Below are 20,939 nucleotides of genomic sequence, written 5' to 3'. Positions count from 1 at the left end.
GCGTTCCCGTTCGGGGCGTTCCCGTTCGGGGCGTTCCCGTTCGGGGCGTTCCCGTTCGGGGCGTTCCCGTTCGGGGCGTTCCCGTTCGGGGCGTTCCCGTTCGGGGCGTTTCAGAAGGCGGCTCAGTAGGGGGCGTATGACCTCTCCCGCCGCCACAGCCAGCAGCAGGTACAGCGACAGGGCCATCCACAGGAAGCCCGGCCAGGCCAGGGTTTGCTGGAGCGGGAACGGGGCGTGGCCCACCTCCGTGGCGAGGGCCGCGAGCATCAGGACCGGGCCTATGACGAACGCGGCCGTGCCGAGCCGGCGGGCCGGGCCCCAGCCCGTCGTCGTGTCCCGCACCAGGCGGCGCCACAGGTACCAGTCCAGGCCCGCCACCACGGCCAGGGCGAGAAACGCGAAGACGATGATCACCCTGCCGTGCCTCTTTCTATGACGTTCGGCGCAGTGCGCGTACTCCGCGCAACCCGATGCCCCCGATGACCGTCCCCAATACGAAGGAAACGACGGCCAGCGTCAAGTGGACCCAGAAGTACGCCGTGGGACGGCCGTCGTCGAAAGCGAGCCCGCTGCCGTCCTTGACCAGATTCTTGATGAAAGTGATCCAGATGAACCAAGACCACACTCCGAACGCGAGCAGGAACCAGGACACCGGGCGGCTGAGCTTCATGGGTTCAGTATCTCCGTCGGCTGTCCGGTTCCGTGCCCGGGGTGGGGTCGCTGGCGGGACTTCGCCCTCCGTGCCGGGTACGTTCTCGTCCGTGTCCGCACCGAAGCCCCCGGCCCGCCGATCTCTGCTGGTCGCCTCCGCCGCCCTGCTGTCCCTGTCGCTCACCGCGCCGGCCGCGCTCGCCGCGCCCACGCCCTCGACCAGTCCGTCGGCCACTCCCCCGGCGCGCATGTCGACGGTCGGCGGTACCCGGCTCGGGCAGCCCGGTACCCAGGTCGACCTGGCCGCCGGAGTGCCGGTGCTGCCGAAGGACATCACGGCGCGTTCCTGGATCGTCTCCGACGCCGAGTCGGGCGAGGTGCTCGCCGCGCACAACGCGCACTGGCGGCTGCCTCCGGCGAGCACCCTGAAGATGCTGTTCGCGGACACCGTGCTGCCGCGGTTCCCGAAGTCGACCCCGCACAAGGTGGTGCCGACCGACCTCGCGGGCATGGGCTCCGGTTCCAGCCTGGTGGGGATAAAGGAGGGCCAGACCTACACGGTCCACGACCTCTGGCTCGGTGTCTTCCTTCGCTCCGGCAACGACGCCGTGCATGTGCTGTCCGCGATGAACGGCGGTGTCGAGCAGACCGTCAAGGACATGCAGTCCCACGCCGACGACCTCCAGGCGCTGGACACGCAGGTGGTGAGTCCGGACGGGTACGACGCGGCCGGGCAGGTGTCGTCGGCGTACGACCTGTCGTTGTTCGCCCGTTCCGGGCTGCAGAAGAAGGACTTCCGGGAGTACTGCTCGACCGTGCGGGCCGCGTTCCCGGGCGAGACGACGAAGAACGCCAAGGGCAAGTCGGTCCGTGAGTCCTTCGAGATCCAGAACACCAACCGGCTGCTCAGCGGCGACACCGACCTGCCGGTCTACCAGGGCATCGCGGGTGTGAAGAACGGCAACACCACCAACGCGGGCGCCACCTTCACCGGGGTCGCGGAGCGGGGCGGCAAGGTGCTGCTGGTCACCGTGATGAACCCGGAGAAGAAGGAGCACAACGAGGTCTACAAGGAGACCGCCAAGCTGTTCGACTGGGGTTTTCAGGCGGCCGGCAAGGTGACTCCGGTGGGCGAGCTGGTCCCGCCGAAGGGAGCCGTGGACTCCAGTGCCCAGCCGGGGGCGACCGCCTCGGCTTCCGCGTCCGGTTCCGATTCGGGTTCCGGTTCCGGGAAGACGGCCGGGTCGACGCCGGTGGCCGCCGCCTCCGCCGACGGCTCCAGCGGCGTCGGGATCGCGCTGGGGATCGCGGGCGGGGCGCTGGTGCTGCTCCTGGGCGCGGCGTACCTGGTCAACCGCCGTTGGCCGCTGCCGGATCTGGTACGTCGGCGGACTCGTCCGTGATCTCGGTGCTGCTCTCGGTCGCCGTCCAGGCGGCGCAGAACAGGACGAGTTTCGAGGTGAAGTTGATCCACAGCAGCAGGGCGACCGGCACGCCGAACGCGCCGTACATGCTCTTCGTGGCGACGCCCTGGATATAGCCGCTGAGCAGCAGCTTGAGGAGTTCGAAGCCGACCGCGCCGATCAGTGCCGCGACCAGCAGGCGGCGGCGCGGCGGTTCGACCCCGGGCAGCAGGGTGAGGGCGTAGAGCAGCACCAGGAAGTCGGCGACCACCGCGACGACGAACGCGATGACGCGCAGCAGCAGGCTGCCCCAGCTGTGCTTGTCGATGCCGAGCTGTCCCGCCGCCCAGCCGATCGCCGACGTGGCGATCGTGGAGACGGCGAGGGTGACCAGCAGCGCGCCGCCGAGGCCGATCAGGATGCCGGCGTCCTTGGCCTTGGCGACGATCGGGTTCTTGTCCTTGTCGGGCAGTTCCCACACCGTGCGCAGACAGTCCCGCATCTGGCCGACCCAGCCGATGCCGGTGAACAGCAGGACGGCACCGGCGATGAGACCGACGGTGCCGGCGTTCTGCACCAGGGAGTTGATGTCCAGCTGGTCGGAGATCCCCGGGAACTGGTCGGCGATCTTGTCCTCCAGGGTGTGCTGCCGTGAATCGCTCAGGGTGGCGGCCGCGATCGCGGCGCCCACGGTCAGCAGCGGGAAGAGCGCGATGAAGCTGATGAAGGTCATGGCGGCGGCCAGCCGGGACCACTTCACCCGGTCGAGCCGCTCGTACGACCGCCACGTGTGCGTGTGCATCAGCCAGCCCACGAGCGGGCCGACGACGGGAAGTTTTCTCAGCCACTCCATGATCCGACTCTGCCCTCCGCGCGGAAGACCAATGTACGGGTACCCCAGAAGCGCAGAACCGTGGCGAGCGCCATCCCTACGACCGCGCCGGAGACGGTGTCGGCGCGCTGCGAGGTGAGCCCCAGACCGTAGTGGCTGACGGCGAGGCAGAGCAGCTGGACCAAGGCGCCGGCGAGGTTGACGGCGACGAAGACGGCGTAGGGGCGCATCCCGGACAGGCGCGCGTGGCGGTAGGTGCCGCGCGCGTTGCCGAGGTAGGCGACCGTGCAGCCCGCGAGGAAGGACAGGGACTTGGCGGTGAGCGGGTCGAGGGCGGCCGGGCCGCGCAGGCAGCTGAAGAGGGTGAGGTCGGCGGCGTAGGCGAGCAGACCGACGGCCGCGAAACCGACCAGCTCGCGCGGGGGCGTGAGACTCGCGCGGAGGGAGTGCGGGCGCGCGGGATGCGGGCGCGCGGTCACCAGTGGGTCACCGCGAGCCCGTACATCGCGAGCCAGGCCAGGCCGATCAGGGCGAGGGCGCGGTCGCGCAGGACGACGTCCTCGGGTTCGCCGGCGGTGCCCCGGTCGGCGAAGACGGCGTAGCGCAGGATCGCCAGGATGAAGGCGACCATGGACAGCTGACGCCACGGCAGCAGGCCCTCCGCGGGGGTGCGGTGGCCCTCCAGGGCCCACAGGCAGTAGGCGAGGACGGCGACCCCGGCGGCGAGCTGCCAGACGAAGCGGAGGTAGCCGGTGGTGTATTCGGTGAGCAGCGCGCGCGTGGCGCCCGCGTTTCCGGCCAGTTGGACGGCCTCGGAGTAGCGCTTGGCCGACACCATGAAGAGCGCGCCGAAGCCGGTGGTGATCAGGAACCAGCGGGACAGCGGGATGCCGAGCGCGACCCCGCCGATCACCGCCCGCATCAGGAAGCCGGTGGTGACGACGACGAGGTCGACCACCAGGACGTGCTTCAGGGCGACGCAGTACGCCAGTTGCATGCCCAGGTAGGCGATCAGGAGGGCCGGGACGAGGGGCGGGGTCAGCCAGGCCGCGAGCAGCGGTCCCAGGACGGCCAGGACGCCTCCTGCCGCGTAGGCGACGGGGACCGGGACCTGGCCCGCGGCGACCGGTCGGCGGCACTTGGTGGGGTGGGCGCGGTCGGCGTCCGCGTCCCGGGCGTCGTTGATCAGGTAGACGGCGGCGGCGCAGGCCGTGAAGAGGACGAAGGTGAGCGTGAGGGTCAGGAGCGCGGGCCCGGAGAAGAGCCGGCCGGCGGCGGCCGGGGCGGCGATGACGAGGGTGTTCTTGATCCACTGCTTGGGGCGGGTGGTCCTCAGCAGGCCCTTGAGGAGACCGCCGGGGGTGACACGCGCACGTGCCGGCCCGTTCGCAGGTCCCTGCGCTGGTTCTTGCGCTGGTTCTTGTGCTGCTTCTTGCGGCCGGGCGGGGTGGCCGCGCTGCTCGTGCAGATTCGTTTCAGCAGGGCCGTCGGCGGTCGCTCCGGTGGCGGCGTGCGCGGTCTCGGTCACCCACGCCTCCCCGCGTACGCGGCACCCGGCACTCCCCCACGCATCCATCGCGCCCCGGCGCGCGCCGTGAGCGCCCCCAGGGCCGCGCCCGCCGCGACGTCCGTCGGGTAGTGCACGCCGACGACCAGCCGGGAGAGGCACATGGCGGCCGCCAGGGGCGCGAGGGCGGGCACGCCGAGCGCCCCGAAGGCGACGGCGGCGGCCGCGGCGGAGGTGGCATGGGAGCTGGGAAAGGAGTGCCGGCCCACGGTGCGCACCCTGGGCCGGACATGCGCGGGGCGCGCACGGCGCACGAGCCGTTTGATGCCGATGCTGCCGAGGTGCGTGCCCGCGACGAGCGCCGTACCGCGCAACCAGGCGTCGCGCCGCGCGCCGTCCACGGCGGCCCCGGCGAGGCCCGCCGCGAGCCAGAGCGCGCCGTGCTCACCGGCGAGGGAGAGACCGCGCGCGGCCGACGCGACGCGTGGATCGGCACCGCAGGCGTGCAGCGCGGAGAGGATCCGGTGGTCCATGTCGTCCATTGGACTCACTGTTCACCTTGATCACGCCAAAGCTACGACCATATTGAGCGACATTCCGATAATCACCCGTTTCGGGGAGTCAGGTGATCTTCCGTAACCAATCGCCCTTAGCACTCATAACACCCATACGGCAGCGATACGGTCATCCGCATGCCTGGAAAGCCTGGAGGGCCCGCAGGTCCCGCCGAGTCCGCACCCCCCGGAACCACCGTCCCCGTCACCGGCTGGGGCCGCACCGCCCCCACCGCCGCCCGTCTGATCCGTCCCCGGACGTACCAGGAGGCGGCGAACGCGATCCGAGACTGCGGGGTGCGCGGCGGTATCGCGCGAGGCCTGGGCCGGGCGTACGGGGACGCGGCGCAGAACGCCGGCGGCGCCGTGCTCGACATGACGGGCCTCGACCGCATCCATGCCATCGACGCCGACGGCGGCACCCTCCTGTGCGACGCGGGGGTCTCCCTGCACCGCCTGACGGAGGTGCTGCTGCCGCTCGGCTGGTTCGTCCCGGTGACCCCGGGGACCCGCCAGGTGACGGTGGGCGGCGCGATCGGCGCCGACATCCACGGCAAGAACCACCATGTCTCGGGATCCTTCTCCCGTCACGTGCTGTCCTTCGAACTCCTCACCGCCGACGGCCAGGTCCGTACGGTGAGCCGCGGCACCCCGCTGTTCGACGCGACGGCCGGCGGCATGGGTCTGACCGGAGTGATCCTCACGGCGACCGTCCGCCTCCTCCCGGTCGAGACGTCGTACCTGACGGTCGACACCGAACGCGCCACCGACCTCGACGACCTGATGCACCGCCTGACCACCACGGACCACCGCTACCGCTACTCGGTCGCCTGGATCGACCTGCTGGCGCGCGGGGCGGCGACCGGGCGCGCGGTGCTCACGCGGGGCGACCACGCGCCCCGGGAGGCGCTCGGCGAGGGCACACGCGCCGGGCGTGCACCACTGGCCTTCCGCCCCCGTCAGTTCCCGGCCGCCCCCGCGTTCGTCCCCGAAGGCCTCCTGGGCCGCACCACCGTCGGTCTCTTCAACGAACTCTGGTACCGCAAGGCGCCACGCGCGCGTACCGGCCAACTCCAGCGCATCTCCGCGTTCTTCCACCCCCTGGACGGCGTCCCGCACTGGAACCGCGTCTACGGCCGCGGCGGCTTCGTGCAGTACCAGTTCGTCGTCGGATACGGCCGGGAGGACGCCCTGCGCCGGATCGTGGCCCGTATCTCCGAGCGCCGCTGCCCGTCCTTCCTGGCCGTCCTCAAGCGCTTCGGCGACGCCGACCCCGGCTGGCTCTCCTTCCCCGTGCCCGGCTGGACCCTCGCCCTCGACATCCCGGCCGCCCTGCCCGGCCTCGGCGCGTTCCTCGACGAACTGGACGAGGAGGTCGCGGGCGCCGGCGGCCGCGTCTACCTCGCCAAGGACGCCCGGCTCCGCCCCGACCTGCTCGCCGCGATGTACCCACGGCTCACCGACTTCCGCGCGCTGCGCGCGGAGTTGGATCCGCGCGGGGTGTTCGTCTCCGACCTGTCCCGCCGTCTCGGCCTCTAGGAGCTGATCGCTGTCATGAAGGACGCTTTCGGAATGCCCCAGTCCCTGCTCGTCCTCGGCGGTACGTCCGAGATCGCGCTGGCCACCGCGCGCCGGCTGATCGCCCGCCGTACCCGCACGGTCTGGCTGGCCGGCCGCCCCTCCCCCGCGCTCGACCACGCCGCCGGGCACCTGCGCACCCTGGGCGCCGACGTCCGCACCGTGTCCTTCGACGCGCTCGACCCCGAGTCCCACGAGGCCGCTCTCGGCAAGGTCTTCGCCGAGGGCGACATCGACATGGTGCTGCTGGCCTTCGGTGTCCTGGGCGACCAGGCGACCGACGAGCGGGAGCCGGTGCAGGCCGTGCGGGTGGCGCAGACCAACTACACGGGCGCCGTCTCGGCGGGCCTGGTCAGCGCGCGGGCCCTGCAGTCGCAGGGCCACGGCTCCCTGGTGGTCCTGTCGTCGGTCGCCGGGGAGCGGGCGAGGCGCTCCAACTTCATCTACGGCTCCAGCAAGGCGGGCCTGGACGCGTTCGCCCAGGGCCTGGGCGACGCGCTGCACGGGACGGGCGTGCACGTGATGGTCGTACGGCCGGGGTTCGTGCGGTCGCGGATGACGGCGGGGCTGGAGGAAGCGCCGCTGGCCACGACCCCGGAGGCGGTGGCGACGGCGATCGAGACGGGTCTGCGGCGGCGCTCGGAGGTGGTGTGGGTACCGGGGGCGCTGCGGGTGGTGATGGCGGCGCTGCGGCACGCACCGCGGTCGGTGTTCCGGCGGCTGCCGATCTAGTCGGCTACCGATCTAGTCGGCTACCGGCTGGCGATGGTCCCGCGCTCCGCATGCCCCACCTGAGGCGGCACGACGGAGCCCCCGAACACGTAGTCGTGCAGTTTCCGCCACACACCGTCGGAACCCTGCTCGTACAGGGCGAACCCCATGCAGGACCACTCGGCCTCGTACTCCGCCAGCTCCGCGAAGGCCCGGTCCATCGCCGCCTCGTCGATCCCGTGCGCGACGGTGACATGCGGGTGGTACGGGAACTGCAGTTCGCGGTCGAGCGGCCCGGACGCGGCGCGGACCCGCTGCTGGAGCCAGGCGCAGTCGTCCGCCCCCTGGACCACCCGGACGTACACGACCGGCGAAAGGGGCCGGAACGTGCCCGTGCCGCACAGCCGCATCGGGAACGGCCGGCCCACCGCGGCGACCTCGCCGAGGTGGGCCTGGACGGCGGCCAGCTCGCCCTCGGCGATCTCCGTGGGCGGAAGCAGCGTGACGTGCGTGGGGATGCCGTGGGCCGCGGCGTCGCCGAAGCCCGCGCGCCGCTCCTGGAGCAGGCTGCCGTGAGGCTCCGGGACCGCGATCGAGACGCCGATCGTTACGGTCCCCACGTCATCTCCTGTCGGTCGTGGTGGTCGGACGCGTGTCGGGTTCGTACCCGGCCGTCCGGCTATCGACTGTACGGCCACGGCCGCCTTCCGGGCAGCCGTGGCCGAAGTGATGTGCAGCGCTCCCGTGCGCTCCCCGGAGCGCCTCGAGCGCCCCCGGCGCCCCGCTCGGTACCGCCGGCACTCCGCTCAGTGCTTGGCGGGCAGGAAGCCCACCCTCTCGTAGGCCTGGGCCAGGGTCTCGGCGGCGACGGCGCGGGCCTTCTCGGCGCCCTTGGCGAGGACCGAGTCGAGCGTCTCCGGGTCGTCCAGGTACTGCTGGGTGCGCTCCCGGAACGGGGTCACGAAGTCGACCATGATGTCGGCGAGATCCGTCTTGAGCGCGCCGTACATCTTGCCCTCGTACTCCTGCTCCAGCTCGGCGATCGGCTTGCCGGTGAGGGTGGAGTAGATGGTGAGGAGGTTGCTGACGCCCGGCTTGTGCTCCGCGTCGTAGCGGATCACGGTGTCCGTGTCGGTGACCGCGCTCTTGACCTTCTTCGCCGTCGCCTTCGGGTCGTCGAGGAGGTTGATGAGACCCTTCGGCGTGGACGCCGACTTGCTCATCTTGATCGACGGGTCCTGGAGGTCGTAGATCTTCGCCGTCTCCTTGAGGATGTACGGCTTCGGGATGGTGAAGGTCTCTCCGAAGCGGCCGTTGAAGCGCGTGGCGAGGTCGCGGGTCAGCTCGACGTGCTGGCGCTGGTCCTCGCCGACGGGGACCTCGTGGGCCTGGTACAGCAGGATGTCGGCGACCTGGAGGATCGGGTACGTGAACAGGCCGACGCTGGCGCGGTCCGCGCCCTGCTTGGCCGCCTTGTCCTTGAACTGGGTCATCCGGCTGGCCTCGCCGAAGCCGGTGAGGCAGTTCATGACCCAGGCGAGCTGGGCGTGCTCCGGGACGTGGCTCTGCACGAAGAGGGTGCAGCGGTCCGGGTCCAGGCCGGCGGCGAGCAGCTGGGCGGCGGCGAGGCGGGTGTTGGCGCGCAGGTCGGCGGGGTCCTGCGGGATCGTGATCGCGTGCAGGTCGACGACCATGTAGAAGGCGTCGTGGGACTCCTGGAGGGCCACCCACTGGCGGACGGCGCCGAGGTAGTTGCCGAGGTGGAACGAGCCGGCGGTGGGCTGGATGCCGGAGAGCACGCGGGGTCGATCAGAGGCCATGTCCACCATTCTCGCAGAGGGTGGGGGCGGGATTGGTCTCCGAGGTGGGGGGTCATGGGGTGCGCGGGGGACTGCGGCGCCGTTGTGGCTGGTCGCGCAGTTCCCCGCGCCCCTTTCAGGGGCGCTGCCCCTGATCTGCGCTGATCAGCCGAGGTCGATTTCGGGGTACAGCGGGAACCCGGCGACAAGATCCGTCGCGCGCTGGGCGATCTCCGTCGACACCTTCTCGTCCAGGACGTGGGAGGCCTTGCTCGGCGCGCCCGACTTCGTCGTGCCCGGCTCCGTCGCCGTCAGGACCCGGTCGATCAGGGCCGCGACCTCGTCCATCTCGGCCGTGCCCAGACCGCGCGTGGTCAGGGCCGGGGTGCCGATGCGGATGCCGGAGGTGTACCAGGCGCCGTTCGGGTCGGCCGGGATCGCGTTGCGGTTGGTGACGATGCCGGAGTCGAGGAGGGCGGACTCGGCCTGGCGGCCGGTGAGGCCGTAGGACGACTCGACGTCGATCAGGTTGAGGTGGTTGTCCGTGCCGCCGGTGACGAGGGTGGCGCCGCGGCGCGTCAGGCCCTCGGCCAGGGCACGCGCGTTGTCGACGATCCGCTGGGCGTAGTCCTGGAAGGCGGGCTGCCGGGCCTCGGCCAGGGCGACGGCCTTGGCGGCCATGACGTGCGGGAGCGGGCCGCCGAGGACCATCGGGCAGCCGCGGTCGACCTGGTCCTTCAGCGAGTCGTCGCACAGGACCATGCCGCCGCGCGGGCCGCGCAGCGACTTGTGGGTGGTGGTGGTGACGATCTGGGCGTGCGGGACCGGGTCGAAGTCACCGGTCAGGACCTTGCCGGCGACCAGGCCCGCGAAGTGCGCCATGTCGACCATCAGGGTCGCGCCGACCTCGTCGGCGATCTCCCGCATGATCCGGAAATTCACCAGACGGGGGTACGCGGAGTAGCCGGCCACCAGGATCAGCGGCTTGAAGTCGCGAGCCTGGGCGCGCAGCGCGTCGTAGTCGATCAGGCCGGTCACCGGGTCGGTGCCGTAGGAGCGCTGGTCGAACATCTTGCCGGAGATGTTCGGGCGGAAGCCGTGGGTGAGGTGGCCCCCCGCGTCCAGGGACATGCCGAGCATCCGCTGGTTGCCGAAGGCCTGCCGCAGCTCGGCCCAGTCGGCCTCGGAGAGGTCGTTGACCTGGCGGGCGCCCGCCTTCTGCAGGAAGGGGACCTCGACACGGTCGGCGAGGACGGCCCAGAAGGCGACCAGGTTGGCGTCGATGCCGGAGTGCGGCTGGACGTAGGCGTGCTGCGCGCCGAACAGCTCGCGGGCGTGCTCGGCGGCGAGCGCCTCGACGGTGTCGACGTTGCGGCAGCCGGCGTAGAAGCGGCGGCCGACGGTGCCCTCGGCGTACTTGTCGCTGAACCAGTTGCCCATCGCGAGCAGGGTGGCCGGCGAGGCGTAGTTCTCGGAGGCGATCAGCTTGAGCATCTCGCGCTGGTCGCGGACCTCCTGGCCGATGGCGTCGGCCACGCGCGGTTCGACCGCACGGATCACGTCGAGGGCAGCGCGATACGCGGTGGACTCGGTGGAGAGGGGCTCGGACATTCGGGACCTCCGGACATGGCGTTCGGCGTTCACGGTTCGGCCCAGGCGCACGGCACTCGATCGGACACGGGCCGCTCCCCGATGGTCGGTCCCATCCCAGCGCGCCAGTCACGGCCCGCTGGTCAGACTACCGGGCACGCCGGACCCGAGGCCCGCGGCGTCCACCAGTCGGGCGGGGGCGGCACGTCCGTCCGACCGACCGCCACGGCCGCCGGACCCACCGGCAGGCACCGTGGCCGCCCGGCCGGGTCAGGCGGCGGACGGCAGGATCACGTGGGGCAGGAAGCGGGCGTAGTCGTCCGTCACCAGGCCCTGCGACTCCCTGATGCCCAGTCCCGCCGCCTCTTCGCCCACCACCCATGCGCCGAGCACCACATGGTTGCCGTCGAACGAGGGCAGCGGGGCCAGCTCCTGGTAGCAGCACGGCTCTTCGCGTACGACGGTCCCCGCGCCCGGCGGATGCACGAGCACGCCCGCGCCCTCCCGCCCCAGCAGCGGCTTGCTGACGTAACCCGTCGTCCGGGCCAGTTCCCTCGGGCCGTCCACGTACGCCGGCAGCAGGTTCGGGTGCCCCGGGTACAGCTCCCAGAGGATCGCCAGCAGTGCCTTGTTGCTCAGCAGCATCTTCCAGGCCGGCTCTATCCACATCGTGGTGCCCGTGCCGCCGCCGTTGTCCAGGGTGTCGAGGACGTGGGCGGCGAAGGCGTCGGTCGTGAGCCATTCCCACGGGTAGAGCTTGAAGCAGCTGCGGATGAACCGGAGCCGGTTGTCGACGAAGCGGCCGGAGAGGGTGTCCCAGCCGATCTCCTCCATGGAGATCCAGTCGGTGTCCAGGCCCGCCTGCTCGGCGGTCTCCTTCAGGTAGGCGACCGTCATCAGGTCCTCGCCGAGTTCGTCGGCGCAGGAGTGCGCGAAGTGCAGGGGGATGCCGGGCGGGAGCAGCCGGGCCTGCCGCTGCCAGGCGGCGACGAGCCGTTCGTGGAGGCTGTTCCACTGGTCGGCGCCCGGGAAGCGGTCCTCCATCCAGAACCACTGGGCCGAGGCCGCCTCCACCAGGGAGGTGGGGGTGTCGGCGTTGTACTCCAGGAGTTTCGCCGGGCCCGTGCCGTCGTAGCGGAGGTCGAAGCGGCCGTAGAGGGAGGGGAGTTCGGCGCGGCGGTGCCAGGCCTCGGTGACGGCGGCGCGGATGCGGGGGTCGGTGATGCCCAGCTCAGCGAAACGATCCTGCGCCACGATGTGGCCGGCCGCCGCCAGGCACATGGCGTGCAGTTCCTCGACCGTCTCCTCCAGCGCCTCCACCTCGTCGAGGGTGAAGACGTAGTAGGCGGTCTCGTCCCAGTACGGGCGCAGGGTGCCGTCCGGATGGCGGGTGAGGGGGTAGATCAGGCCCTGTTCCTCGACGGTCCGCTGCCAGTCGGGGCGGGGTTGCGTGGTACGGCGGTGCATCGTGCGGTCAGCCGCCGGAGCTGCCGTGGCCGCTGCCGAAGCCGCCGCGGTGGACGCTGTGGCCGCCGCTCGACGAGCTGCCGGAGCCCTTGCCCGGCTTGGTGAACGAGCCGCCGCTGACCCAGCCGCTCTTCTTCTTGCCGCCGTAGTAGTAGGCGCCGTTGACGGCGGCCTTGGTGGAGGCGCAGTTCTTGTCGGAGACGACCTGGTAGCCCTTGGCGGCGGTGTAGCTGTTGCGGTCGACGCAGCGCTTGTCGGGGTCGGAGGAGCAGGCGGTGAGGGCGGCGGCCAGGAGGCCCATACCGCCGAGGATCACCGTGCCCGAGCGGAGTTGGCGGCGCGCGTCAGCCATGTTCGTGTTCCCCCGTGTGGTGTGCAGTGGGCCGACGGCAGTTGAGTGATCGTCGGCCGGGTGTCCGGCGACAGCTTAGACGAGCGGATCCAGCCCGCTCGGACGAGCGAGTCCAACCCGCTCCGACTTGTCATGTCCAGGTAAGAAAATCATGTGAAGCCGCCGGAGGTCCTGCCGCCGCACCGCGCACCCCGGGTACCGTCCAGCTGTTCGTACGTGAACGATCAACTTCGAACTCTACGCGCGAAGACAGCACCCCGCAGCACCCCGCAGCACCCGCACCGCCATCCCCCTCGCACCCCCCACCGACGGAGGAATGACAGATGCCCGGCTTCGCCGCCTCGCGCCACAAACTCACCACGGCCCTGACCGTGCTCGGCCTGCTCACCGCGGGAGCCGCGCTCCAGGTCGGCACCGCCGCCGCCCCCGCCCATGCCGCCACCACCTACCGCGTCCTGTTCGACGACGGCCACGCCGAGGAGGCCGGCAACGCGGACTGGATCATCTCCACCAGCAAGCCCGACCCGCTCTCCCAGGACTCCTCCCCGTCCTCCGACAAGGACTGGACCGGCGCGCTGTCGTCATGGGGCGTCGCCCTGCAGAAGACCGGCGACTACAGCCTGAAGACCGCGACCAGCGCCCTCACGTACGGCGGTTCGTCGACGACCGACCTGTCGAAGTTCGACGCGCTGGTGCTGCCCGAGCCCAACACCAAGTTCACCACCGCCGAGAAGACGGCGATCATGAACTTCGTGAAGGCCGGCGGCGGCCTGTTCATGATCTCCGACCACACCGGGGCCGACCGCAACAGCGACGGCTACGACGCGGTCGAGATCCTCAACGACCTGATGACGAACAACAGCGTCGACTCGACCGACCCGTTCGGTTTCTCGATCGACTCGCTGGACGTCGGCTCCGGCTACCCGAAGGCCGTCAGCGACAGCAGCGACCCGGTGCTGCACGGCGGCTTCGGCACCGTCACCAAGAGCCTGATCGCCGACGGGACCACGGCGACCCTCAAGCCCTCCGACAACTCCGCCGTCAAGGGGCTGGTGTACCGCAGCGGTTACTCCGGCAACACCGGCGCCTTCTTCCTGACGTCCGCCTTCGGCAGCGGCCGCGTCGCCTTCTGGGGCGACAGCTCTCCGATCGACGACGGCACCGGCCAGTCCGGCAACACGCTGTACGACGGCTGGAACGACAGCGGCGCCACCAACGCCGCCCTCGCTCTCAACGCCACCGCCTGGCTGGCCGGCGCCAACTGACCCACAAGGGGAGGAGGGAGCGGGTCCGGGGTTCGCCCCGGACCCGCTTCCTGCTTTCCTCACGATCACCGTCCACTCCCCTCCCCTGGAGCCCCTACAGTCCCTTTGTGCTCTTTGGAATGGTGTGCGCCCTCGCGGCCGCGATCTGCTTCGGTACGGCGACCGTCCTGCAGGCGATGGCCGCGCGGGCGGCCGGTGACGGTGCGGGCGGCGAGGCCGCGCTGCTGTTGCGGGCCGTGCGGCAGTGGCGGTACCTCGCCGGGCTGGGGCTGGACGGGCTGGGTTTCGTGTTCCAGATCCTGGCGCTGCGGTCGCTCCCCATCTACGCGGTGAGCGCGGCGCTGGCGTCGAGCCTCGCGGTGACCGCGGTGGTCGCGGCCCGGCTGCTGCGGGTGCGGCTGAGCGGGCTGGAGTGGGGCGCGGTGGGGGTGGTGTGCGCGGGGCTCGCGATGCTGGGGCTTGCGTCGGGCCCTGAGGGCGACCGGGCCGGGTCCGACGCGCTGAAGTACGCGATGCTCGCGACCGCGGTGGGCGTGCTGCTGCTCGGGCTCGTCGGCGGGCGGCTGTCGGGGCGCTGGCGGGCGCTGCTGCTGGGCCTCGGGGCGGGGTTCGGGTTCGGGGTGGTGGAGGTGTCGGTGCGGCTCATCGACACCCTGTGGCCGGGCGGGCTGCTCACCAACCCGGCGGCCTACGCGCTGCTCGTCGGCGGCGGTGGCGCCTTCCTGCTGCTGACCTCGACGCTCCAGCGCGGCTCGGTGACCACGGCGACGGCCGGGATGGTGATCGGCGAGACGATCGGCCCGGCGGCCATCGGCGTGGTGTGGCTCGGGGACCGGACCCGGGAGGGGTTCGCCTGGCTCGGGGTGCTCGGTTTCACGGTGGCCGTGGCGGGGGCACTGGCGCTGGCCCGGTTCGGGGAGGCACCCGGCGCGCAGGACCCGGGCCCCGGGGCACCCGAGCCCGTCAGTCCGGCGCGTCCGTGATCCCGTCCCGCCGAGCCGGGAGCGCGCCACGCGTTCCGGCATCCGCGCCGCCCACCGGGACCGGCCGCGGCCGCACCGGACGGGCACGAGGTGTGGCTGGTCAACGCCTCTTGGCCATCGGATGCGGGGCTGCCGTCCCGGAATCCGTTCCTGGAATGCGTTCGGCGCCGGTCACGGCCGGGTCCGAGAGCACCGTGCACAGGATGTCCAGCGCCCCCGACCAGGCGTGGTCGGCGGGGGTGCCGTAGCCGAGGACGAGGGCGTCCAGGGGTGCGGTGACCGCGTCGGGGTGGCGGTGGCGCGGGGTGAGGCCCTCGAGGGCGAGGCCGCGTGCGGCGGCGGCGTGGATCACCCGGTGCTGGGTGCCGGTCGGCAGCCGCAGCAGCATGTGCAGGCCGGCCGCGATGCCGGTGACCCGGATGTCCGGGGCGCGCTCGGCGAGGGCCGCGACCAGGGCGTCCCGGCGGCGCCGGTAGCGGGAGCGGGACGCGCGGACATGCCGGTCGTAGGCGCCGGAGGTGATGAACTCGGCGAGCGTCAGCTGGTCCAGCGCCCCGCAGCTGTCCACGCCGCCCTTGACCGCCGTCACCTCCCGGGCCAACCCGGGCGGCAGCACCATCCAGCCCAGCCGCAGTCCGGGCGCCAGGGACTTGCTGGCCGTGCCCAGGTGGACGACCTCGTCGGGGGCGAGGCCCTGGAGGGCGCCGACGGGACGGCGGTCGTAGCGGAACTCGCCGTCGTAGTCGTCCTCCAGGACCAGGCCGCCGGTGCGCCGCGCCCAGCCGACGACGGCCGCCCGCCGGTCGTGGTGCAGCGGTGCGCCCATCGGGAACTGGTGGGCGGGGGTCAGCAGCACCGCGGCCGCGCCTCGGGGCACTTCCCTCGTGTCCGTGCCGAGGCGGTCGAAGGGCAGGGGGCGGGTGCGGAGTCCGGCGGTCGTCAGCAGCCGCCAGTGCTCGTCGAGGCCGTAGGACTCCACGGCGACCGTGTCCGCCCCGCGGGCCCGCAGCAGCCGGCCGAGCAGGCTCAGGCCGTGCGCGAACCCGGCGCAGATCACGATGCGCTCGGGGTCGGCGCGTACCCCCCGGGCACGGGCGAGGTAGGCGGCGAGCGCGGTGCGCAGTTCGACGCGGCCGCGCGGGTCGCCGTAGCCGAAGGCCTCGTTGGGGGCGCTGGTGAGGGCACGGCGGGCCGCCCTGAGCCACTCGGCGCGCGGGAAGGCGGACAGGTCGGGGCGGCCGGCGCGCAGGTCGTAGACGGGGTGGTGGGCGGTCGTACCGGTGGCGGGCGCCGCTCCGTGCCGTCCGGGCGGCGACGGCTCCGGCTCCCGGGTCGCGACCCGGGTGCCGGAGCCCTGGCGGGCGGTGAGCCAGCCCTCGGCGACCAGGTCGGCGTAGGCGTCGGCGACGGTGTTGCGGGCGATGCCCAGGTCGGCGGCGAGGGAACGGGACGACGGCAGCCGGGTGCCGGGGACCAGCCGGCCGCCGCGGACCGCTTCGCGCAGGGCGTCGGTCAGGCCCCGGCGCAGGCCCGGACCGGCCGGCTCCAGATGGAGGTCGACGCCCAGAGTGGCCCATGTTCTCCCCATGGAAATGGACCATACTCCTGGGCTGCCCGGCTTCTAGGGTCGAGATATGAGCACAGAACACCCGACTGAGTACGCACCCGAGCACTCCCCCCGTCTGCCCTGGTCGGAGCTGGCGCCCGACGTCTTCAAGGCGATGGTCCGGCTGGACACCGCCGCCCGGAAGGGCCTCGACCCGAAGCTCCTGGAACTGGTGAAGATCCGGGCCTCGCAGCTCAACCGCTGTGCGCTCTGCGTGGACATGCACAGCAAGGACGCGCTGGCGCAGGGCGAGAGCGTCGAGCGGATCATCCAGCTCAGCGCCTGGGACGAGTCCGAGCACTTCTACACCGAGAAGGAGCTGGCGGCGCTGGGCCTGACGGAGGCGGTGACCGTCCTCACGGACGGCTTCGTTCCGGACGCCGTCTACGAGCGGGCCGCCAAGCACTTCGAGGAGGCGGAGCTGGCGCAGCTGATCGCCGCGATCACGGTGATCAACGCGTGGAACCGGTTCGGGGTGACCTGCCGTCTGGTGCCGGGGCACTACACGCCGGGGCAGCACGCGTGAGCAAGGCCGGCGTCTTCCGGGCCGGGGCTCCGGCAGTGGGCCGCGGCGGCGGTCCGGGAGATCGCCGCCTGGCTCCGTCGGACGGGGCGGCCGCAATCACCTCACGTGGCTGACCGCCGCCGGGCGGAAGCGCCGGTACAGCACCACTCCGGCCGTCAGCGAGGCCAGGCTCGCGGCGGCCGGCGCCCAGGGGTTGCCCGTTCCGGTGTGCGCGAGTGCACCGGTCGTCCGCTGCCGGACGACGGTGGCGGGCGGCTTCGGCGACGGGTGCGCCTTGACCGGGTGTGACGGCTGGTGGCGGACGGGAGGCGTGGACGGGCCGGGCCCGTCGGGGTGGCCGTCCGGTGTGTTGGCGGACTCGTTGCCGAAGACGGGATTGCCGACACCCACCACGTTCAGGCTGTTGCCGATGACGTTCAGGGGGACATCGACCGGAAGCTGGATGCCGTTGCCGGAGAGGACACCCGGCGAGTCGTGGGCGCTGCCGACGGCCGTGGCCCCTTCCTTCTCCTTCTCCTTGGCCTTGCCACCCTCGTTGGCGCAGCGGTTGCCCATCGCGGGGTTGAGCAGCCCGATCACGTCGACGGTGTTCCCGCACACGTTCACCGGGATGTTCACCGGCAACTGGATGTCGTTGCCGGAGACCAGCCCGGGCGAGCCGGACGCGGAACCGTCCGCGGCGGAGTCGGCCCACGCCGGGCCCGCAACCGCCATCGCACCAGACGCGACAGCGAAGGCGATCACACTGTTTCGGGTAGCCCGTTTCATGGGTTCCCTGCCCTTCCAGACACGTCGCGGGCAATCACCCGCGATCGGCGAAATCCAAGCAGAACGAAAGAAGTAGTAGCTTTTCGAGCATTTGACCGGTATCAGCGCGATGCGAGCGTGCCGGGCTGCAGCGCGCCGGCCCGCCCGGCCGTCGACGAGGCGAGGCGTGCCGCGGCCGTCCGGGCCGGCACCCCGCCGGCGTCCGGCTGCGCCATGGTTCGCTTCGGGCAGCGGATGCGCGCACGACGGCGGGGTACGTGGCCGGGGATCGACGCGGCGGGCGGCTGTTGCGCGTCGGCCTGTGGCGGCACAAGCCGGGCGAGCAGCGGCGCAGGGGTCAGAGCGCCTGGTTGTTGCAGCCCATGTCCGAACCGAGGTGGTTCTGCTGTGCGCCCGGGTTGCCCTCGCCGTTCAGCAGGTTGCCCGCCAGACCGGTGATCGCGCCGACGCTGCCGATCACCTCGATGTTCATGTCGTGCGAACGGCACTCGGTGGCCTGCGTGATGTCGAGGTCGCGGCCCAGGTCGTCGTGTGCGAAGGCGGTGGTGCCGCCGAACGAGCCGACACTGCCGAGCATGGCGCCCACGAGGACTGCCTTCTGGAACGTGCGCATGGGTTCTCCCTTGGTCGAGCGGATGGAATCTGCAAGAGATCGAGCGGGAAGTGCGGGTGTTCGCCGGCGCGGCCGGCCGTCAGCCGAGCCGGGGAAGCCCCAGCTGACCGACGGGAGGTGCCGCGAGCTGTCCGAGGCCGACCGGGGAGAGCTGCGGCACGCCCTGTGACCCGAGCTGCGGGCTGAGGAGCGGGTTCACCTGCGGATTGATCTGGGGGTTCACCTGCGGGGCGACGATCGCCGGGCCCTGCGGGGCGGCGGTCTGGGGCACCTGGGGCATGGCGAGCTGAGGGGCGACCTGCGGCATGACCTGGGGCATGACCTGGGGCACCACCTGGGCCGGCTGCTGAGGGGCGGCCTGGACCGGCTGCGGCGGGGCGGCCTGCTGCGGGTACTGCGGGGCGGCCTGCTGCGGGTACGGCGTCGTGGCGGCCTGCGCGACTCCCTGCGAGGTGGCCGTGCTGGAGGCGTAACCGGTCGGCTGTGGCGCGGGCGCGGGCGCGACCTGCTGGACCGGCTGGGGCGCGACCTGCTGGACCGGCTGTGGCGCGACCTGCTGCACCGGCTGTGGCGCGGGCGCCGGGGCCGCCTGGGGAGCGGGCGCCGGGGCCGCTTGGGGAGCGAATTGCTCGGGAGCCGGAGCCGGCGCCGGGGCGGGACTGCCTTGTCCGATGGGAGCGGCATGACTGACACCGCCGCCGAGTGCGGACAGACCGCTGGCCGCCACTACAAAGAGCGCGGCCTTGTGAAGCTTGCGCATGAAACCCTCGGCCCTTCGATACCTGATTAGGGAAGTCCATTGCATTCAGCGCGGTCACACGTGCCTTCGGTGTGATACTCGTACCGCACCGCCGGCAGCGGCAGTTCCGATAAGCACGCGGACTTCGCCTTCGGAGCCGACAGCGATTGCCTCACCTCTTCAGGTCCACGGTCGCTGCCTTCTCCTGGTCGGAACGAGGATTGTCTGCTTGCGGTCACGGCATCCAAAAGCCCGTCACCCATTTGCCGCCCAACGCGGCGGACTTCAACGCCCGCACGCCCTGCGGCAAATGGGTGACCACGGACCGGCGACCGTTTCTGGGTCTGCTCGCGTCTCGTTCCCCACGGGGCAAGAACGATGGTGCACCGCAGCCGCACAGGGCAGCAGGAACAGCGACAACTGCGCTGCCTCATCAGCATTTCATCAGATTCCGTGCACAGGTCAATGAAGGGCCGAGAATTCCATGCGCAAGCTTCGTAGGGTCGCGCTCGTCGTCGCAGCAGCCGGGGGTCTCACCGCCGTCGGCGCCGCCCCAAGCTCCGCCGTCACCCCCGCCGCCTACAACGGGGCTGTGCCGCCGCCCGTTTCACAGCCGGACGCCCAGGCCGCCTCGGCCGCCTCCGCCCAGGCGACCGCGCAGTCCTACGGTTCGCCGACCCAGCAGCAGGCGCCCCCGCAGCGTGGCACCGAGGTCGCCCCGCAGATCAACCCGCAGCTGAACCCGCAGATCAACCCGCAGCTTTCGCAGCCGGCCCCGCAGCCGGCGCAGGGACAGGCCGCCCCGGTGACCCAGACCAACATGTTCCGTCCGTCCCAGGAGTGCAGCCCGCAGAGCCTGCTCGACGCGAACGTCCCGGTCGCCCTGCTCGCCGCCTCCCAGACCCGCGGCGTCGACTGCTCGCAGGCCAACAGCCAGTCGAACTCGCTCGCCAACGCGCGCCAGGGATGACGGCCAAACGTCGGTGCGTGAAAGGGAGTTGTCGAGAATCGCTACCGGCGGCTCCGTACCGACGCGATACGGCTTTCGGGTGCTTTCGCTTTGTGATCGCGAAATCGGCGCGTCGTTGCCATCTTTGGCGTATTTCGTACTAATCTCCCGTAACTGTAATAAGTCGATCTCCCACAGATCGCACCCACTCACTCCCCGGAGATGACATGCGTAAGCTTCGCAACGTTGCCGTCCTGATCGCCGCAATCGGCAGCATCGGACTCGTCGGCGGCACGGCCCACGCCGACCAGGGCGGTAAGGGCGGCGAGCACGGCGACAAGTTCAACATCCAGCAGAGCTCCAACTGCAAGTCCCACGACCTGAACCTGGACGTCCTCGGCGAGGTCGGTCTCCTCAACGGCGTCCTCGGCAACGCGCTGAACGGCGAGGGCAACCCGGGCGCCCAGGCCACCGACATCGGCTCCACCATGGGCTGCAACAACAGCGCCTTCTGAAAATCTGATCGACGCAGAGACGTCGGTTGACCAATGGTCCCGGTGCCGGGCTTCAGGCCTGCACCGGGACCATTTGTGTGCGCCGGAAGACCTCCGAGTCGGCGATATTTGCTCGCTTTCGGCGCGCCGCTGGATTATCTCGGTTATTTCGTATCAACCTTCAGTTCAACGGATGCCGATCTTTCACAGATCGCCTCTACCTCACCTCACCGGAGATGAAATGCACAAGGTACGTACGGCTGCCGTCCTCTTCGCCGCATTCGGGAGCCTCGCGCTCCTCGGTGCCGGCGCCGCCCACGCCGACCAGGGCGGGGGCAAGAAGGGCGACAGCTTCGACATCCGGCAGAGCAGCACCTGTAGGTCGCACGACAGCAACGTCGACATCCTCGGCGAGGTCGGTATCGGCAACGGCCTGGGCGCCAACCTGCTGAACGGCGAGGGCAACGCGGGTGCGCAGCAGAGCCACCTCGGCTCGGACATGGGCTGCAACAACAGCTTCGGCAAGTAAGGCGGAACGACAGAGCCCGGTGC

The 20,939-nt window shown here is 71.3% G+C and carries 22 protein-coding genes, 2 pseudogenes and 1 riboswitch; of the genes and pseudogenes, 9 read left to right on the top strand and 15 right to left on the bottom strand.

Annotated elements, in window-relative coordinates; genetic code table 11:
• Together ACFWXC_RS40310 and ACFWXC_RS40305 are read right to left on the bottom strand one after the other, a co-directional pair.
• Nucleotides 1-414 (bottom strand): annotated as a pseudogene (locus ACFWXC_RS40310) (metallophosphoesterase); the annotation flags it as partial.
• A 16-nt stretch (nt 415-430) separates the two neighbouring features.
• Complete coding sequence (locus ACFWXC_RS40305; protein WP_384486991.1) at nt 431-670, bottom strand: SCO4848 family membrane protein; 240 nt, start codon at nt 668-670, stop codon at nt 431-433.
• Between the two features lie 91 nt (nt 671-761).
• On the opposite strand from ACFWXC_RS40305, the gene ACFWXC_RS40300 reads away from it, so the two are divergent.
• Nucleotides 762-2,054, top strand: coding sequence for a D-alanyl-D-alanine carboxypeptidase family protein (locus ACFWXC_RS40300; RefSeq protein WP_384486989.1), 1,293 nt, complete (start codon nt 762-764; stop codon nt 2,052-2,054).
• On the opposite strand, the gene ACFWXC_RS40295 is transcribed toward ACFWXC_RS40300, so the two are convergent.
• The 4 genes from ACFWXC_RS40295 to ACFWXC_RS40280 are packed head-to-tail and all read right to left on the bottom strand — an operon-like array spanning nt 2,002 to nt 4,935.
• Complete coding sequence (locus ACFWXC_RS40295) at nt 2,002-2,907, bottom strand: YihY/virulence factor BrkB family protein (protein WP_384486987.1); 906 nt, start codon at nt 2,905-2,907, stop codon at nt 2,002-2,004. The two genes, ACFWXC_RS40300 and ACFWXC_RS40295, sit on opposite strands and share 53 nt — an antisense overlap.
• Nucleotides 2,895-3,365 carry a GtrA family protein gene (locus ACFWXC_RS40290; protein ID WP_384486985.1) on the bottom strand — a complete coding sequence of 157 codons (471 nt, stop codon included), beginning with the start codon at nt 3,363-3,365 and terminating at the stop codon, nt 2,895-2,897. Before ACFWXC_RS40290 ends, ACFWXC_RS40295 begins: the two co-directional genes overlap by 13 nt.
• Nucleotides 3,362-4,414, bottom strand: coding sequence for a decaprenyl-phosphate phosphoribosyltransferase (locus ACFWXC_RS40285; RefSeq protein ID WP_384486983.1), 1,053 nt, complete (start codon nt 4,412-4,414; stop codon nt 3,362-3,364). The genes ACFWXC_RS40290 and ACFWXC_RS40285 overlap by 4 nt, the downstream gene beginning before the upstream one ends.
• Entirely contained in the window at nt 4,411-4,935 is a 525-nt protein-coding gene (locus ACFWXC_RS40280) for a phosphatase PAP2 family protein (RefSeq protein ID WP_384486981.1), read from the bottom strand. The genes ACFWXC_RS40285 and ACFWXC_RS40280 overlap by 4 nt, the downstream gene beginning before the upstream one ends.
• 150 nt (nt 4,936-5,085) lie before the next feature.
• Here ACFWXC_RS40280 and ACFWXC_RS40275 point away from each other — a divergent pair, with 150 nt between their 5' ends.
• Together ACFWXC_RS40275 and ACFWXC_RS40270 are read left to right on the top strand one after the other, a co-directional pair.
• Entirely contained in the window at nt 5,086-6,486 is a 1,401-nt protein-coding gene (locus ACFWXC_RS40275; RefSeq protein ID WP_384486979.1) for an FAD-binding protein, read from the top strand.
• Nucleotides 6,487-6,501: 15 nt separating this feature from the next.
• Nucleotides 6,502-7,257, top strand: a complete 756-nt coding sequence (locus ACFWXC_RS40270) for a decaprenylphospho-beta-D-erythro-pentofuranosid-2-ulose 2-reductase (protein ID WP_384486977.1) — start codon at nt 6,502-6,504, stop codon at nt 7,255-7,257.
• Between the two features lie 20 nt (nt 7,258-7,277).
• Here ACFWXC_RS40270 and ACFWXC_RS40265 read toward each other — a convergent pair whose 3' ends face one another.
• The 5 genes from ACFWXC_RS40265 to ACFWXC_RS40245 all read right to left on the bottom strand — a co-directional run bounded on the left by ACFWXC_RS40265 (nt 7,278) and on the right by ACFWXC_RS40245 (nt 12,444).
• Entirely contained in the window at nt 7,278-7,856 is a 579-nt protein-coding gene (locus ACFWXC_RS40265; RefSeq protein ID WP_384486975.1) for a 2'-5' RNA ligase family protein, read from the bottom strand.
• Nucleotides 7,857-8,042: 186 nt separating this feature from the next.
• Nucleotides 8,043-9,056 (bottom strand): tryptophan--tRNA ligase, encoded by a 1,014-nt coding sequence (gene trpS, locus ACFWXC_RS40260; protein ID WP_384486973.1) that lies wholly within the window; start codon nt 9,054-9,056, stop codon nt 8,043-8,045.
• A 144-nt stretch (nt 9,057-9,200) separates the two neighbouring features.
• Nucleotides 9,201-10,679, bottom strand: coding sequence for a glycine hydroxymethyltransferase (locus tag ACFWXC_RS40255; RefSeq protein ID WP_384487116.1), 1,479 nt, complete (start codon nt 10,677-10,679; stop codon nt 9,201-9,203).
• Nucleotides 10,679-10,768, bottom strand: a riboswitch (ZMP/ZTP riboswitch). It overlaps the preceding gene by 1 nt.
• A gap of 127 nt (nt 10,769-10,895) precedes the next feature.
• Nucleotides 10,896-12,092 carry a glutathionylspermidine synthase family protein gene (locus ACFWXC_RS40250; RefSeq protein WP_384486971.1) on the bottom strand — a complete coding sequence of 399 codons (1,197 nt, stop codon included), beginning with the start codon at nt 12,090-12,092 and terminating at the stop codon, nt 10,896-10,898.
• Between the two features lie 7 nt (nt 12,093-12,099).
• Nucleotides 12,100-12,444, bottom strand: coding sequence for a hypothetical protein (locus ACFWXC_RS40245; RefSeq protein ID WP_384486969.1), 345 nt, complete (start codon nt 12,442-12,444; stop codon nt 12,100-12,102).
• A 323-nt stretch (nt 12,445-12,767) separates the two neighbouring features.
• Between ACFWXC_RS40245 and ACFWXC_RS40240 the strand changes: the two are divergent.
• Together ACFWXC_RS40240 and ACFWXC_RS40235 are read left to right on the top strand one after the other, a co-directional pair.
• Nucleotides 12,768-13,706: pseudogene (locus ACFWXC_RS40240) on the top strand (hydrolase); the annotation flags it as partial.
• Nucleotides 13,707-13,828: 122 nt separating this feature from the next.
• On the top strand, nt 13,829-14,692 hold the full coding sequence (locus ACFWXC_RS40235; protein ID WP_384487114.1) for a DMT family transporter: 864 nt from the start codon (nt 13,829-13,831) through the stop codon (nt 14,690-14,692).
• Nucleotides 14,693-14,792: 100 nt separating this feature from the next.
• Here ACFWXC_RS40235 and ACFWXC_RS40230 read toward each other — a convergent pair whose 3' ends face one another.
• On the bottom strand, nt 14,793-16,280 hold the full coding sequence (locus ACFWXC_RS40230) for a PLP-dependent aminotransferase family protein (RefSeq protein ID WP_384486967.1): 1,488 nt from the start codon (nt 16,278-16,280) through the stop codon (nt 14,793-14,795).
• Between the two features lie 46 nt (nt 16,281-16,326).
• Here ACFWXC_RS40230 and ACFWXC_RS40225 point away from each other — a divergent pair, with 46 nt between their 5' ends.
• Nucleotides 16,327-16,824 (top strand): carboxymuconolactone decarboxylase family protein, encoded by a 498-nt coding sequence (locus ACFWXC_RS40225; protein WP_384486966.1) that lies wholly within the window; start codon nt 16,327-16,329, stop codon nt 16,822-16,824.
• A gap of 96 nt (nt 16,825-16,920) precedes the next feature.
• On the opposite strand, the gene ACFWXC_RS40220 is transcribed toward ACFWXC_RS40225, so the two are convergent.
• From ACFWXC_RS40220 to ACFWXC_RS40210, 3 genes are all read right to left on the bottom strand, one after another.
• Nucleotides 16,921-17,538 carry a chaplin gene (locus tag ACFWXC_RS40220; protein WP_384486964.1) on the bottom strand — a complete coding sequence of 206 codons (618 nt, stop codon included), beginning with the start codon at nt 17,536-17,538 and terminating at the stop codon, nt 16,921-16,923.
• Nucleotides 17,539-17,929: 391 nt separating this feature from the next.
• Nucleotides 17,930-18,205: a hypothetical protein gene (locus tag ACFWXC_RS40215; protein WP_384486962.1), complete on the bottom strand. Its 276-nt coding sequence runs from the start codon at nt 18,203-18,205 to the stop codon at nt 17,930-17,932.
• A gap of 79 nt (nt 18,206-18,284) precedes the next feature.
• Complete coding sequence (locus ACFWXC_RS40210; RefSeq protein ID WP_384486960.1) at nt 18,285-18,965, bottom strand: hypothetical protein; 681 nt, start codon at nt 18,963-18,965, stop codon at nt 18,285-18,287.
• A 463-nt stretch (nt 18,966-19,428) separates the two neighbouring features.
• Here ACFWXC_RS40210 and ACFWXC_RS40205 point away from each other — a divergent pair, with 463 nt between their 5' ends.
• The 3 genes from ACFWXC_RS40205 (at nt 19,429) to ACFWXC_RS40195 (ending at nt 20,916) form a co-directional block, all read left to right on the top strand.
• Nucleotides 19,429-19,914, top strand: a complete 486-nt coding sequence (locus ACFWXC_RS40205) for a hypothetical protein (RefSeq protein WP_384486958.1) — start codon at nt 19,429-19,431, stop codon at nt 19,912-19,914.
• A gap of 206 nt (nt 19,915-20,120) precedes the next feature.
• Complete coding sequence (locus tag ACFWXC_RS40200; protein WP_360487767.1) at nt 20,121-20,408, top strand: hypothetical protein; 288 nt, start codon at nt 20,121-20,123, stop codon at nt 20,406-20,408.
• 220 nt (nt 20,409-20,628) lie between these two features.
• Nucleotides 20,629-20,916 carry a hypothetical protein gene (locus tag ACFWXC_RS40195; protein WP_384486956.1) on the top strand — a complete coding sequence of 96 codons (288 nt, stop codon included), beginning with the start codon at nt 20,629-20,631 and terminating at the stop codon, nt 20,914-20,916.
• Nucleotides 20,917-20,939: the final 23 nt, after the last annotated feature.

Origin of the sequence: Streptomyces sp. NPDC058683, assembly GCF_042716195.1 — a bacterium.
Classification (GTDB): Bacteria; Actinomycetota; Actinomycetes; order Streptomycetales; family Streptomycetaceae; genus Streptomyces.
This window is presented reverse-complemented; position numbering and strand designations above follow the sequence as displayed.